The organism is Rhodoplanes roseus, from assembly GCF_003258865.1.
Classification (GTDB): domain Bacteria; phylum Pseudomonadota; class Alphaproteobacteria; order Rhizobiales; family Xanthobacteraceae; genus Rhodoplanes; species Rhodoplanes roseus.
In genome coordinates this window covers 1-14,707 of record NZ_NPEX01000001.1, presented here as the reverse complement: position 1 = coordinate 14,707, position 14,707 = coordinate 1, and the positions used below count along the sequence as shown (strand labels likewise).

The 14,707-nt window shown below is 58.2% G+C and carries 11 protein-coding genes; 1 reads left to right on the top strand and 10 read right to left on the bottom strand.

From position 1 onward, the window contains the following. Window positions 1-4 precede the first annotated feature (4 nt). The 5 genes from CH341_RS00050 to ihpA are packed head-to-tail and all read right to left on the bottom strand — an operon-like array spanning window position 5 to window position 6,157. Complete coding sequence (locus tag CH341_RS00050) at window positions 5-385, bottom strand: hypothetical protein (RefSeq protein ID WP_111416991.1); 381 nt, start codon at window positions 383-385, stop codon at window positions 5-7. Continuing rightward, window positions 382-3,591, bottom strand: coding sequence for an efflux RND transporter permease subunit (locus CH341_RS00045; RefSeq protein ID WP_111416990.1), 3,210 nt, complete (start codon window positions 3,589-3,591; stop codon window positions 382-384). The genes CH341_RS00050 and CH341_RS00045 overlap by 4 nt, the downstream gene beginning before the upstream one ends. Further along, complete coding sequence (locus tag CH341_RS00040; protein ID WP_111416989.1) at window positions 3,584-3,949, bottom strand: P-II family nitrogen regulator; 366 nt, start codon at window positions 3,947-3,949, stop codon at window positions 3,584-3,586. Before CH341_RS00040 ends, CH341_RS00045 begins: the two co-directional genes overlap by 8 nt. Beyond that, window positions 3,939-4,886, bottom strand: coding sequence for a divalent metal ion exporter adaptor subunit IhpB (ihpB, locus tag CH341_RS00035; protein WP_210208136.1), 948 nt, complete (start codon window positions 4,884-4,886; stop codon window positions 3,939-3,941). Before ihpB ends, CH341_RS00040 begins: the two co-directional genes overlap by 11 nt. Next, window positions 4,883-6,157, bottom strand: coding sequence for a divalent metal ion exporter subunit IhpA (gene ihpA, locus CH341_RS00030; RefSeq protein ID WP_111416988.1), 1,275 nt, complete (start codon window positions 6,155-6,157; stop codon window positions 4,883-4,885). The genes ihpB and ihpA overlap by 4 nt, the downstream gene beginning before the upstream one ends. 976 nt (window positions 6,158-7,133) lie before the next feature. Between ihpA and CH341_RS00025 the strand changes: the two genes are divergently transcribed. Next, window positions 7,134-8,261: a divalent metal cation transporter gene (locus tag CH341_RS00025; RefSeq protein WP_425376134.1), complete on the top strand. Its 1,128-nt coding sequence runs from the start codon at window positions 7,134-7,136 to the stop codon at window positions 8,259-8,261. Window positions 8,262-8,479: 218 nt separating this feature from the next. On the opposite strand, the gene CH341_RS00020 is transcribed toward CH341_RS00025, so the two are convergent. From CH341_RS00020 to CH341_RS00005, 5 genes are all read right to left on the bottom strand, one after another. Then, entirely contained in the window at window positions 8,480-10,480 is a 2,001-nt protein-coding gene (locus CH341_RS00020; RefSeq protein WP_111417053.1) for a carbohydrate porin, read from the bottom strand. Between the two features lie 158 nt (window positions 10,481-10,638). Beyond that, window positions 10,639-11,910, bottom strand: coding sequence for a tetratricopeptide repeat protein (locus tag CH341_RS00015; protein WP_111416986.1), 1,272 nt, complete (start codon window positions 11,908-11,910; stop codon window positions 10,639-10,641). 391 nt (window positions 11,911-12,301) lie between these two features. Beyond that, complete coding sequence (locus CH341_RS00010; protein WP_111416985.1) at window positions 12,302-12,709, bottom strand: hypothetical protein; 408 nt, start codon at window positions 12,707-12,709, stop codon at window positions 12,302-12,304. Window positions 12,710-12,720: 11 nt separating this feature from the next. Then, a complete protein-coding gene (locus CH341_RS33510; protein WP_146604324.1) occupies window positions 12,721-13,386 on the bottom strand; it encodes a hypothetical protein in 666 nt (221 codons plus the stop codon). Window positions 13,387-14,063: 677 nt separating this feature from the next. Beyond that, window positions 14,064-14,707 (bottom strand): 2-hydroxyacyl-CoA dehydratase family protein (locus tag CH341_RS00005; protein WP_146604323.1); only part of this gene is annotated, 644 nt, incomplete at its 5' end.

Here is a 14,707-nt window from a genome sequence, read left to right as displayed (position 1 = left end):
AAAGCTATTTCTTGTATTTTGCCTGGCCAGACTTACCATCGGCGGTCTTGATAGTAAGCGTCACCGTCGCACCGGGTGCAATTGCCGTCTTTGCCTCGCCCTGCAACGAGTTTTCACCTGAAACGGTGAGCGGTACCGTTTCCCTCACGGTCCCGTTAACGATCAACACTGCCCCCGAGTAGCCCTTTGTTGCGATTGGTTTGGAATTCTTGGGATCAAAAACGTTAATCGTGACCCTGTTGCCGGACGTGACAAGCTCCGCGTCGATGCCGGCGACATCCTCCATCTGACCCCCGTTCGGCCCCTTCTCGCTGCCATGCGAATGCTGCGCGAACGAAGGTGCAGCCCAGAAGAGGGACAGAATAATGATGGATGCGAACTTCATGTTGTGACTCCATTCGTGGTGGATTGAGCTGCTTCGTCTCGCTCTCCGTTTTCACGCCGGAACAAGACGTACAGTGCCGGCAGCACGAGAAGCGTGAGAAGTGTCGACGAGATGATGCCGCCGATGACGACGGTCGCCAGTGGTCTTTGGACTTCAGCGCCGGCGCCAGTCGCTATCGCCATCGGCACAAAACCGAGCGATGCGACGAGTGCCGTCATCAGTACCGGCCGCAGCCTGGTCAATGCCCCTTCGCGGACGGCGTCGACAAGAGCATGTCCTTCCCTTCGAAGCTTTTCGATGAAGGTGATGATGACGAGACCATTGAGCACGGCCACGCCGGACAGCGCGATAAATCCGATGCCGGCACTGATTGATAGCGGAATGTCACGAAGTAGAAGCGCAAGAATCCCTCCGGTCAGTGCAAGGGGAACGCCGCTAAACACCAGCAGAGCGTCCGCGGCCGAACCCAAGCTGATGAACAAGAGGATGAAGATCAATAGCAGTGCGATCGGCACCACGATGGTCAGCCGTTTTGTTGCGGAGACCAGTTGCTCGAATTGCCCACCCCATCCGATCCAGTACCCTGCCGGGAGCTTCACTTTCTCCGCAATTTGGCTTTGGGCGTCGCTAACAAACGATCCGAGATCCCGCCCCCGAACGTTGGCGCTGACCACGATCCGCCGCTTGCCGTCTTCGCGACTGATCTGATTTGGTCCCGGTGCAATGTCGATCTGAGCCAGTTCAGACAGCGGAGCATAGCGAATTTGGGCAAGGGGAGAATTGCCCCAGATCGCGGGCGTTGCCTTGGTCTGGTTCTCGATGGGCGGCAGAGGTACGGGTAGGGATCTGATCGCCTCCACATTCGATCGGAGATACTCGGGAAGCCGGACAACCAGCTCAAAGCGCCGGTCGCCCTCGAACACCAAACCCGCGCTCTTTCCGCCGACTGCAATCTCGACCAGGTTCTGCACATCGCCGACGCTGATCCCGTACCTCGACAGGGCTTGGCGGTTGAGCTTGACCGTCAGTACCGGCAGTCCGGATACTTGCTCGGTCTTGACGTCAGCGGCGCCTTCAACCGTCTGCAGGACGGTTTGTACTTGGCCGGCTACTTGCGCAAGAACCTCGAGATCGTCGCCAAAAATCTTCACACCGACGTCGCTTCGTACGCCCGAGATTAGTTCGTTGAACCGCAACTGTATCGGCTGCGACAATTCATAGCTGCTGCCGGCAATTTCTTCGGCGGCTTCCTCGATCTCCTTAACCACGGCCGACTTGGCTTTCTTCGGATCCGGCCATTGGTCGCGCGGCTTGAGCATCACATAGCCGTCTGAGATCGACGGAGGCATCGGATCCGTTGCCACCTCGGCCGTACCGGTGCGAGCGAACGCTTCCTTGACCTCTGGTATCTTGAGAAGACGCGTCTCGAGCATCTGCTGCATGGCAAGGGACTGCGTGAGGCTTGTCCCCGGGATGCGCAGCGCTTGGATTGCTACGTCTCCCTCGTCCAGGCTCGGAATGAACTCACCCCCCATCCGGGAGGCCGCGAAGCCACTAACAACGACGAGGATTGCCGCGACAACTGCGATCATGCCGCGATGCTGAATTGATCCGGCGAGAAGCGGAACGTAGACGCGACGTGCCCCGCGCATAAACCAATTCTCATGTTCAGAAACGCGTCCCGTCACCAGCAGAGCTACGGCCGCTGGAACAAATGTCATCGACAGTAGGCTTGCGCCCAACAGCGCCATCAGCACTGTCAGCGCCATCGGCGTGAACATTTTTCCTTCAACACCCGTCAGCGTCAGGATTGGCAGATAGACGACGGCGATGATCAAGGTGCCGAACAAGCTCGGACCGATCACTTCCTTGGATCCCGCAAGGATCGTTTCGAACCGTTCATCTTTACTTAGAACGCGGCCCAAGCGGTGCTGTTCGACCGCGAGCAGCCTCAGGCAATTCTCGACGATGATGACGGCCCCATCGATGATGATCCCGAAATCGATGGCGCCAAGACTCATCAGGTTGGCGCTGACCTTATTTTCGAACATTCCTGTAATGGTAAAGAGCATGGACAAGGGAATGACGAAGGCAGTCGCAATAGCCGCCTTGAAATTCCCGAGGATCAAGAACAGGATGACGATGACTAGCAGCGCGCCTTCGACCAGGTTCTTTTCGACGGTCGCAATCGTCGCTTCGACCAAATGAGTACGGTCGTAGATCGCCCGCGCGATTACGCCTTGCGGCAAGGAGCGGCCGATCTCCTCGATCTTGGCGGCGACCCGCTGCGCGACGGTGCGGCTGTTTTCTCCTATCAGCAGCATGGCGGTTCCGAGAACGATCTCTTTTCCGTTCAACGTCGCGGCGCCGGTCCGCAGATCCTTTCCTTCCTGAACGTCGGCCACATCGGAAATGCGAATGGGAACGCCATTCCGGGATCCGATCACGACCTCCTTGATCTCTTCTATGTTGGCCACTTGACCCGGGGTGCGCACAAGATATTGCTCGCCGTTCCGCTCAATGTAGCCTGCGCCAACGTTCGCGTTGTTCGCCGCGAGAGCCGTCATCACCTCGCGAAAGCTCATTTTGTGAGCCATCAGTTGCGCGGGATCCGGCAGTACGTGGAACTGCTTTTCGAAGCCGCCAATCGTATTGATCTCGATGACCCCGGGAACATTTCTCAACTGCGGCTTGATGATCCAGTCTTGAATCGTGCGGAGATCGGTTGGGCTGTATGGTTTGCCCTCTGCCGTTCGGGCCTCGGGTTTCGCTTCGACGGTAAAGAGATAAATCTCCCCTAGCCCCGTGGAGACTGGACCCATTGCGGTTTCAATTCCGGCTGGAAGACGATCCTTGACCTGTTGCACCCGTTCGTTGACCAATTGGCGCGCGAAGTAGATATCCGTTCCATCCTTGAAGACGACAGTCACTTGGCTCAAACCATAACGTGACAGCGAACGGGTATTCTGAAGGTTGGGTAGCCCGCCCATGCTGGTTTCGATTGGGAAAGTCATTCGCTGCTCGACTTCGAGCGGCGAGTATCCCGGCGCGCGCGTGTTGATCTGGACCTGAACGTTTGTAATATCGGGAACAGCGTCGATCGGCAGGCGCGTGAAATTCCACGCGCCAAAGGCCGCCATAACCAGCACGCCGATCATCACGAGCCAGCGTTGGCGGATGGAAAACGAGAGGATCCCGTCAATCATCGCGCTTCTCCGAACGCCGGCCGATTTCGCGGATGCGTGCGAACGTGTGGACCGGCGTGGTGAGCACAACGCCGTCGCCCTTCCTGCCCGTCCAAGCAGCTGACGCGATGCGATCGCAAATATCTTCTGCAAGTTCGCTTCTGCAGACCAGTCGCAGTTCCAAAAAGCGGTGATAAGTCAGGTCGGTATCGCTGGATACAAAGGCGCCGCCTTGTCCGCGCCCGCGTCCCTGACCACGGGCCTCGCTGAATGTAAACCCGGGGAAGTCCGGCAGGTCATGGAGAACCCGCACAACATGCCCTTCCATGTGTGGCCTGATGAGAGCTGTCACCAATGTCATTTCGCCATCAATGCTCATGTTCGGCTGTTCCTTTCGCCATTTCCGCTTTGACGATGAAACTATTCTGCGCGGCGTACATCTCGCCCTCGACTACACCGAATGTGATCTCGACAAACTCTTGGTCGCGGTCTCCAATCTCTACGTCCCGCGCCTCGAACTTTTCTCCGCTGCGCACGAATACGACATTCCGATTTTCCAGGGTTTGAAGCGCCGAGGACTTCACCGCGATGTTGACGTTTTTGGCGGACAGGGTGAGTTTGCCGGTGATGAACAGCCCCGGACGAAGGCGCTGATCTGAGTTCGAGACGAGCGCTCGAGCCAGGGCACTCTGGGTGTCGCTACTGCCAACTGGCGATAGATATGAGATCTTTGCCTCGATCGGCTTTCCACCGTCTGCGGGGTCTATCAGGACTTGGTCTCCGACGCTGACCCGCCTCAGATCGCGGCGATAAACGGAAAAGTCGACCCAAACGGTAGACAGGTCCGCGATGATGAATGCTGATTTCTGTTCGGATACGAATTCGCCCAACGATGTTTGACGGTCGATGATCGTGCCGCCCAGGGACGCCTTCAATTCGTACGTCGTCAGGCTCTGATTACTTTCGATGATGGCAAGGATATCGCCCTTCTGGACGCGATCCCCGATACGCTTGCGCACTTCGCGAACTATCCCTGGGAAGCGTGGCGTGACCTGCACGAGCGCTTCCTGGTTCGGTTGGACGATGCCGTTCAGCAAGAGGCTGTCCCGCAGCACGCCGGCTGAGGCTTTTGCAAGTTCGATTCCCGCCGCCAGGATTTTGGCATCGCTTAGTGCGATGGCGTCTGAATGTTCTTTCTTCTCTGACTTTTCAGTCGGCGTTGTCTTGGAGGTTGCGGGTAGCATCCGGTAGCCAACATAAGCGAGCGCTGCAGTCAGCAGGATAAAGATTGAATATCGGATCAGTCGCTTGATCATCTCGAACTCTCGCGAGTGAGCGTGAACGGATTACCGGCAAGACCTTCAATAGTCGCAATGGCGATGTGGAAATTCTGTAGGGCTTCCTGTTCGCGCAGCAACGCTTGCAAGAGCGATCCTCGGACATCGAGCAGTTCCAGTAGAGTAAAACGCCCTTGCGAATAGCCGCTGAAGATTGTCTCCGAGGCGCTGCGCGCATTGGGAATGACCGACGAACGAAGCAGCTTTATCTCGGCCAGGGCACCAGTCAGAGCGTCGTAGGCTCGGCCAACGATGCTGATCAGCACCAGCTTGTTTATCGCTCGCTCTGCTTCGGTCTTCGCGAGCGTCTCCCGGGCAGCGATTATGTTGCCCGTGTTCTGGTCAAACACTGGGAGTGGTATCGAAACGCCGAGCCGGACGGCGTTGTCGTTGGTATCCTGAAAGTGGCGCCAGCCCGCAGAAATGCGCGGGTCGGGGATGGCTTTCAGGCGCGCGATGAGGAGTTCGGCGTTGCGTTGTGCGGTGACCGCGGTCCAGCGCAGCAACTGCGGATTTGCTTCAATGGCATGGACAATGGACTGGAAGGATGGCGGCTGACCGACAGTCGCGAGCCGTCCGACCGCATTGCCGAATCGCGGGCTGCTGTCGCCCATGAGTATAGCTAGATCGCGGCGGGCCAAGGCTAACTGGGTCTTCGCCCGCTCGCGCTCGACGCGAAAAAGGTCGGCTGCGATTTGGCCACGCAGCGTCTCGGCGGGCGAGGAGGCGCCCTCCTGGACACGCTTTTGCAGCAACGGAATGAGCGGATCGAAGCTGGCGATCTGCTCATCAAATATCTCGATGCGGCGCTGGGCGCTGATGATGGTGATGAACGCGGTCGCCGTCTCGGACAGCACCTCCAGCCGCGTCGCTCGCCGCTGCCAGACGGCTGTATCGATGCCGGCTTCACCCGCCGCAACGCGAGCCTCGCGCTTGCCGCCAAGTTCGACCAACTGGCTTAGCTGCAAATTGGACTCGGCCGATCGTAGTCCCCTGTAGGGGCCCGAGCCCAATGCATTATCGAGCTCGAAGGAGAGATCCGGATTGGGGAGGGCTCCCGCCTGGATCCGAAGTCCTCGCGCAACTCCAATATCGCGTTCGGCGGCCGTCAAACGCGGATTTGCAGCCAAGGCGCGCTGAAGGGCCTGCGGCAATGAAATAGGCCGCGTCTGACGTTCAGCAGCTTCGACTTGAATTGTCGTTAAAAGCAGTGCGCACGTCAGGCGCAAGGCCACACCAACCCAATGCATCACACCAACCTGGAAACGCGACAAGACAACGCGGCCGAAGCCGCGCAGCGACGGTCTTAGGTCAGATTTTTGGGAGGTGGGGTATCAAGTCGAGAGTGGTCGCCGAACTGAAGCTGTTGCGTGAGGAACACAAGTTCGATCGGGCGCTCTGAGGGGCCACCCGCCACAAATGGCGCCGCCATCAAGACCGGAGCGCAAACGTGGCAGTGGCCCACGATAACCAGAGAGTCCTTCCCGCCGTCCCCGTCCGATCTGTCATCCGAGATGCTATCCGCATTGGATGAAATAGCAGCTGCGACCGATGCCTCTGCGCATGAGACCGTGTGAGTCAAACCCACGAACAAGTAAGAAAAAGCGAGGAACATCAACAGCATCCGGCGAAATGCCGGTGCTCGCAGTCGCGGCGTTCTCGGGCCGAGCTGTCGTTCCATGCCTGGGGGGGTAACACAGATGCACTGGCGAACACTATCACATTTCCCCACTTATGCCGGCAGTGAAGGCTGGATCGTCATCCGCGCCGGAAGGTTCCCGACAACGCAATCACCATGGCTGCGGCACCAAGGGGGCCCACGATGGTGACCCAAGGATGATCCGGAAAGACACGGTGCAGGAGAATTCCTGCGATTGTCGCGACCAAAGCGATTGTAGCCAAAATGCCGATAACGAATGTGGTTCTTTGGTTTCGGGTCATCGTATGCGAGGCTTCCCTTGATTCGTCGGTGCGCACTCGTTGGTTATAGGAAGATTAACCCCTCACGTTTCGGCGTGAACTGTCTGTGTTCGTCCCAGATTGAGGGCAGACGTGTCGGATTTACCTCTCCCCGAAAACCCTAGCGCGGTAGTGGCTACGAGCAAGCCGCGCTTGCTGGACGCGCTAGGTCCTGGACTTATCACGGGGGCGTCCGACGACGATCCTAGCGGCATTGCCACATACAGCCAAGCCGGAGCTCAATTTGGATATTCCCTGAGTTGGACCATGCTGCTGACCTATCCGCTCATGGCCGCCGTCCAGATGATCAGCGCCAGAATCGGCCGTACGACCGGGCGTGGCCTCGCAGGAAACTTGCGTCAGCACTATCCGAATTGGTTGTTGCAGATATTCGTCGCGCTATTAGCAGCAGCTAACACCATCAATATTGGCGCCGACCTAGGGGCCATGGCTGATTCCACCGGTCTGGTGCTGGGCGGTCCGAAAACTCTTTACGTGGTCATATTCGGGGCTCTATGCATCGGGCTTCAGGTGCTCTTGCAATACACCCGTTACGTCTCGTATTTGAAGTGGCTCACCCTTGCACTTCTCGCCTATGTGGCAACCTTATTTATGGTGGACGTGCATTGGGACGAGGCGTTACGCCAATTCGTGCTGCCATCGTTTACTTGGAAAACTGAATACATTCAGACCATCGTGGCTGTCTTCGGTACCACGATCAGTCCGTATCTTTTGTTCTGGCAGGCCTCTCAGGAGGCAGAGGACATCCGAGCCGTTCCAGAACGCCAAATCCTGAAGCGTGCGCCTGAACAAGGACAAGATGCGCTGAAACGCATTGAGTTGGATACTCTCATCGGGATGGGAGTCTCCAATTTTATTGCACTGGCTATCATCATAACGACCGCAGCAACACTTCATGTGTCCGGGGTGACGAACATTGAAACTTCCGCTCAGGCGGCCGAAGCGCTGCGCCCGATCGCGGGTAATTATGCCGCAACGATCTTCGCGCTTGGGGTTCTGGGAACGGGCCTTTTGGCTATTCCGGTTCTGGCCGGCTCCGCGGCATATGCGGTCGGCGAAGCCCGCAAATGGCCGATAGGACTTGCGCGGCAGCCGAAAGAAGCAAAAGCATTCTACGCCACCATCGTGATAGCAACAGGTGTGGGAGTGCTGCTTAACTTCACCCCCATCAACCCTATCAAAGCGCTGTACTGGTGCGCGGTCATCAACGGAATAGTCGCCGTGCCGATCATGGCGCTCATGATGTTGATGGCGGCGAACACCAAGATAATGGGTGCCTTTACCATTAGCGGCTGGCTGACGGGCCTGGGCTGGACCGCAACGGCCATCATGGCCGCGGCCGCGAGTGCGATGGGCGTCACTTTCCTCCTGTAGCCTTGTCTATCGCAACCTGCGACACCAGCTGCGCTGGGCCGAGCCGAGCATGGCGCGCGCGACCGCTGCAAGCTACGACACTGGCCACGTCGGCTTTAGATTGCCGCGCCTGAAGACATGAGACAGCCTACATCCGCGATCAGCGTAGCCCAATTTGCGGCCGTTATCGACACGGACCAAATCCCGCAAATGATGAGGACTAACACGTTTCGCCATTTCTAGAATGACGCCCGCAGTCGTGCACCTGCAACGGAAACGGGCCCACGATCTCGGTTGTAGGCGGGATTGGCAATGAACTGATAATCGAATGTTAGCCGCCACGAATTGAGAGGCAAACTGTAATACACCTCAACAATTTTTTCCCAGCCCGGATTAGGGAGTTGCCCATCTCCGATAAGAATTCCCAAACCTCCCGCATTGAAAAATTCCTGGTGCTTTGCCGAGATGCCGTTCGCAACGGCAGCAAAGCCCATCGTGTCATCTGGCCTACCCCATGGCTTCCCCGAGACGGATAAACCTGCAGCCAACGTACGGTCCACGTCAGTGAATTCGTAAGGTTCAATCTGTCCATTCGCTAAGCCCCCGCGGGCGAACATGCCTACGCCGGGAACGATCTGCTGTTCAAGGCTTAAACTCATTCCGCTTCGGCTTCTATACCGCCGGACAGCTGTGATGTCGGCGGGACCTCCGGTGAGTTGAGCCAAATTCACGGCATCATCAAAGCGGCCCATTCGGCCTCTGGTAAGAAATCCCGTTAGAAGAACTTTCCCAGGTTGCCCCCAAATGTTATGCCGATGCTCGATCTCGCCCACCCACTGGAATTGCTGGAATTGAGGATCGAGTTGTGTGCTGTTTGGCACGATGGAAAGATCGAATAGTCCGCCCCGCAACGTCCAGTTTCCTTTGTACCATTCGACTGCGGCTCCGTAGGTATAGCCCCATGCATCGGCTGCATAATCAAACGTGGCCGTGTCGATGACCGACCAGTTCATAAAGTCGACGCGCGGATCGTGTGCATACTTGTTGACATCAAAGATATCGACCACGCTGAACTTGCCTGCCGTGATCACGAGTCGATCTGCTGTTTGTTGTCCGGTGAATTGATTGGGACCGGGTTCCACCTTTTGCACCTCACCGCCGAGATCGATTGTTTGGCGGAAGAAATAGCGCTGCAGGCGCGCGTAGGGAGCGGAGGATCCCACCTTGTACGCTTCGCCACTAGGAAACCCGGCAACGCCCAATGTCCCGCTCAGCCCAAACCCCTGATCGATCTCCGGATTGAACCAGACTTCAGCTCCTTGCCAGAGTCGAACTCCGGCGTACAAGGTCACGTCCCACGTTTCGCGACCTTGATTAGGAGAGAGGCTATTCTGACCGGAGTACGGCGCCCTAAAGGGCGCAGCATATTGGGACAAGAACGTAGCTTGGCCACGGAACGCGAACCGATCAGTCTCAAGAGGTTCGAGTTCTTTCGTAAGGTCTAGCGTGGCGCTGGATCCTTGTATTTTGTAATTCAGGCCGACGCGAAGGCTTTGTAGATGCAAGTCCGCGTCGGATCGCTCTGCAAAGTCCGGAAAATTGACTGCTCGATTGCCACAACTTGTGAACATATATTCGAGCCTTGCCGACCAACTGGATGTGAGCGGCACTTCAATGCCTGCGCCGACAGCGACGCCTAGGCGCGGTATCATGGAAACGGAGTCGGCGCTTAGGCTGGTCACATCCGGAGTTCGCGTGAACTGGCTATATGACCAAGCCAATCCCCCCGTGACATACGACAGCCAATGGTTTGGAAGTTCGTATCCGAGGCGGCCACGAATAGTGCCCCCAAAAAGAAGCTTCTCTTCGTAAATCGCATTTCCGGATGTCCGATTCCCACCGATTGTGTTGGGGAACGAAACATCTGCCTCGATGCCAAGCACCAGTCCCGAGGTGTACTGGTGATTGTAGCCTGCCTGCAAGCCGAGAGCGTAGCTGCCAGTGCCGCGGAATGCGTCGAAGGTTGCTGGGAAAATAACAGAGCTGGGAGAGGACGGCCCGTTTGTTGGCGCGATGCTCCAATCCGAGCGGCCCCACCCAAGCGCGAAATTCGTTCCGATGTAGGATCCTGCCCAGGGGAGTGCAGCCGGGGCTGCCGGAGATCTGAAGGTGTCGGCTGCTACAGGCCGGCCGGTGGCAAATATCAGGATTGCCACCGACGACCTGACTAACACGCTCATCAAGCGACCCACGCCGACCCCCGCCCGCAAACAAAGTACCGCTTACCGGGCGTAGCCTAGATGCGAATGACTTGCAACAGCTTGAGGAGCCCCGCCCGTCGTTGGCCGAATGTTCGTACCCCAGACACCACAAAGAGGAAAATCGAGACCGTGAGCGATTAGCGGGCTAGAAGTCGCAACTCTGCTTTGGCACCGCTAAAAACCACGTCGTGGGCACGGCACCGGGCTGCAATTGCCTCCAGCAACTCACGGGCGTCTTTCTCTGACACTTGTCGAACGTGGTACTGAAATTCCACGATGAAGAAATCTGCCTCGCAAGCCTCTTTCGGGTCACCAGCGGAAGCGGACGCGCGAACCTCGCCAATCTCTGACTTGCGTAGGTAGAGATCGAGCAGGTTCGTAGGCCACTTCCCTCGGTTTACCCTCGCGGCATTGGTCGCCAATTCCGCCTCATCGGATTCGCCTCGATGGACTCTCGCGATGTGAAGCCAGATAACCGGATATGGGTTCGACGGTCGAAGGCGCACGGCTGTTTGAAAGTCCTCCGCGCTCGCCTCAGAATTGCCCGCAAACAACCGAGCACGGCCTCGCCCGAGATATGTTCCGACATTGCCAGGATCTAACTGTAAAGCTTGATCGAAGTCGCTCAATGCCCGGTCATATTTTTCGAGCGTCAGATACGCGTTGGCGCGATTGTTCCGGAAAGTTGCATCGCGCGGTGTCAGTTGAATGGCCTTGTCAAAATCAGCGATCGCCTTTTCGCTGTCACCACGCATCAGGTAAAGTGCACCCCGATTTCCATAGGCATTGGCGAAGTTGGGGTTCAACCAGATAGTCTGGTCATAATCCGCAAGGGCGCGATCGAAGTCTTTCTGAATGAGATAAGCGTGAGCGCGGTTGTAATAGGCGTCAGCATAATTAGGGCTCAACTTGAGAGCTTGGTTGTAGCTGGCGATCGCTTTCTCAAATTCGCGTTTATTTTCGTACACTCCACCTAGATTGTTGAAGACCATCGGATCGGACGGGTTCAGGCGACTGGCCTGCAATAGATCCTCGATCGCGCGGTCGTATTCCTGCCTGTCGGTCCAGATTAACGCGCGATAAATGTAGGAGTTCGGAAAACTCGGAAGCAGCGCAATAGCTGCGTCAAGATCTACGAGAGCTCTGTCGCGAATCCCAAGGCCTTCGAGCGCTACTCCTCTGCTGTACAGCAAAAAGCCACGCTGATCAGCAGGAAAGTTCCCGATCCTTAGAGCCTCGGTGAACAGCTGTATGGCACGTGGGTAGTCCCGGCGCTCTTTCGCAGCGAACCCGGCCTGCGCGAATTCGTTGCCCGACTGCGCACGGCCGTACGAGCCGGCGCCAAACAGCAACAGCGCGGCGATTGCTGCGACGACAGAGGACCTTCGGGCAAGCGGCGACGTGTTCATTGAACGTTTTCGGTGTGGACCGGGGATGGCGAGTGTACTTTACTCCGCAGAGAGGAGGCTGTCATGACTCAATTGCCTGCCAGCCGTGCGGACAAGGACGGGATTCTGCCGCGCGGGCGTGGCCATGCCACAACGAAGGTCTCACCATCGAAGGCACATTTTCCGGCAAATTGCTTGAAACTCTGGGCTAGCGAGTGGGAAGGAAAGGGACCTAGCGAAGTCGATCGCAATCGTGCGGGAGACCGTTGAATCCCAGTTCCTCTCCCTCCGCCACGCGATCGAGCCGACCTGGCATCGAAATTTCTCCGGGGTACGCTTCTTCTCGAGCGGTTCGCCTCCGAGGCGCCGCGCTGAGTATGTCGCAACTCTTCGCTGTCCTCCGTTCCTCCCTTCAATCCTGTTCCGTGCCGCGGCGGCTGCCCGCGTATTCGATCGTCTGATATTCGGCTGGAAAATACCGCCGCTGCAATCCATCGATGATCTCGTTTGGCCGAATATATAATCCCATGTCCGGCCAATCGGATATGTGTTCGGGGACGGCCACGGCGACCACGATCTCCCATCCGGGGAAGTCCGCGACGATGCGTTGGAGACGCTCGACGATGTCGGGGCGTAAAAGCTCGAGGCTCTCGACGGTGACTTTGACTTGAGGAAAGCCCCAGTAGTCCCCATAAATGGAGTAGTCGCCCATTTCCAACAAGCTGTCGTGTCGTCCGAACTGTTCGAGTAGCTTACCGACCCGATCGCTCAAACGGTCGAACGTTTCTGCCTGAACTTCGTCACCCCCATTGTGAGACATGGTGTCGGTCCTTACTCGTTTCCACGTGGGACACGGCGAAGCCAGTACATGATCTCGCGCATGTAGATTCTCATGTTGACGGCTCTGATCCGGGGGTCCGTGCTGCGCTTGGTGGCATCGATGAACTTCCGAGCTTCGTCCGGCGTCATGTCCTCGATACGAATACGATTATCTCGTAGATAACGTTCAAAGCTCTCCTCTACGGCTCGATTGTACGTGTAATGCTCTTTGCTCCATCCATGCGGTCCCGCTCGGAGGGGGCCCGTAACGGCCGTTTCGAATACTTTCCGTGTGTCGGGACGCAGAGAGAGCTTCTCATAAAGGGATCTGTGGACGAAATGATGACCCCTCGGTGCTGAACCCGGCGAAACGCTCGCACCCTCGGCAGCGCTGTCACCTGTTCCCGCTCCGCCCGACCAGCGTCCGCTGATCTCACCATTCCCTTTCGGCCAACGCGGTTGGTCCTCTATGAACCCCGCTTTCTGTTCCGCATCAAAAAAGAGGACAAGATCGAGTTGGAACTGGCGAAAGGCAAGGTTCGATTTGATGCGGAGCCACTCGGCGCGCTGCCGTGGTCCCGGAGGCAGCAGCTCCGCCAAGCCCAGCAAGACCGCCTCGGCTGCGACCAAGGACTTGTACCGGAGGATTTGGGAGGCGAGGTCGGGAGAGGGTGCCATGATCAGTGTCTCGGTGGACCATGACAATAATCCTATATCGGAGCCGGGTAGGCAAGGAAATAATTCCTGTTGCCGGCGTCGCCCCAATTGAGCCGCTCGCGCTCACACCTCCGGACGTGAGGCTCAAACGGGAGCAGGTGGTGGAGTTTTCGTCTCCGATTTTGCGCTGTCACTTCTGCGATCGAGTCCGCCATCGCACGATCTGGTGCGTCGCTCCACATGGAGAATGTTCGCCCCGGTTCCACTCCCTCCGCCGGCGGACCGAGACGACCTCGAATCGGAACTTCTCCGGGGTACGCTTCTCGGGTGGAGGCTCGCCTCCGAGGCACGGCGCTCAAGGCGTCGCGATTGCGCCGAGCGCTACCAGGCCTTCGTAGACGCCTCGGCCGCCGCGTCGCCGAGGGCCACGGCTTCATCCACGAGGTCTCCATCCAGGCCGAGGGGCAGCGGGCGTCGTCACCAGAGGCGTCGGCCGATGCCGAGAGTCGACCCTCCCGCCTCGGGTCATGGGGAGCGGAGCTGCGAGCCCTGGGGTGTCGCATCCCATAGCCCCGAGGGTGGCGCCGGACGCGCGCGATCGATCCGTGGAAGCCGATGCTCCTGCAGGCCGGCGCGCAGCGCGACCGGGACGGCATCATCGCGGCCAAGCAGCTCGGCACGCACCCAGATCGGTCAGCTTAGGACAGCATCTCGATGAAGGCCTTCACCCGCATGATCTGCTCCTCGGTGGGCGGCTCGCGGTGCACGTCCGTCTCCAGCGCGATCAGCGGAATGCCGACCGACTTGAAGTGATCGCGCTCGAGCTGCTGCATCAGGCTCGCATAGGGGCAGCCGGTGATCGACGACGAGATGATGCCGCGCGCGCCGGTCTTGCGCACCTCCTCCTCGACCAGCACGCGCCGGTAGTTGACCGAGGTGCCGATCGCCTCGCCGAGATCGCCGCGCGCCTGGGCGTCCAGCACGTAGTGGGCGAGCGCCTCGAGCGGCGGCAGATCCTCGCGATAGAGGTCGGCGCCGTGATAGACCCAGCCGACGATGGCGCCGTTCGACTCCTCGATGGCCTGGAACAGCCGGACATTGCCGACCGACCCGGCCAGCACCAGCGGGATGTAGGACGGCGGCGCGGCAGCGTCGGGCGCGCCGAGATCCTCCAGCTCGCCGATCAGCAGATCCAGCACCTCGGCGAACGCCTCCAGATCGCCGTAGCCGTGCATCGCGCCCATGAAGATCAGCTTGGTGTGATAGCCGTCGACATGCAGCGGATGCAGCGAGCGCAGCTCCAGCACGCGAGCGACTTTTCGCAGCACGCGGTTCTTGCGCC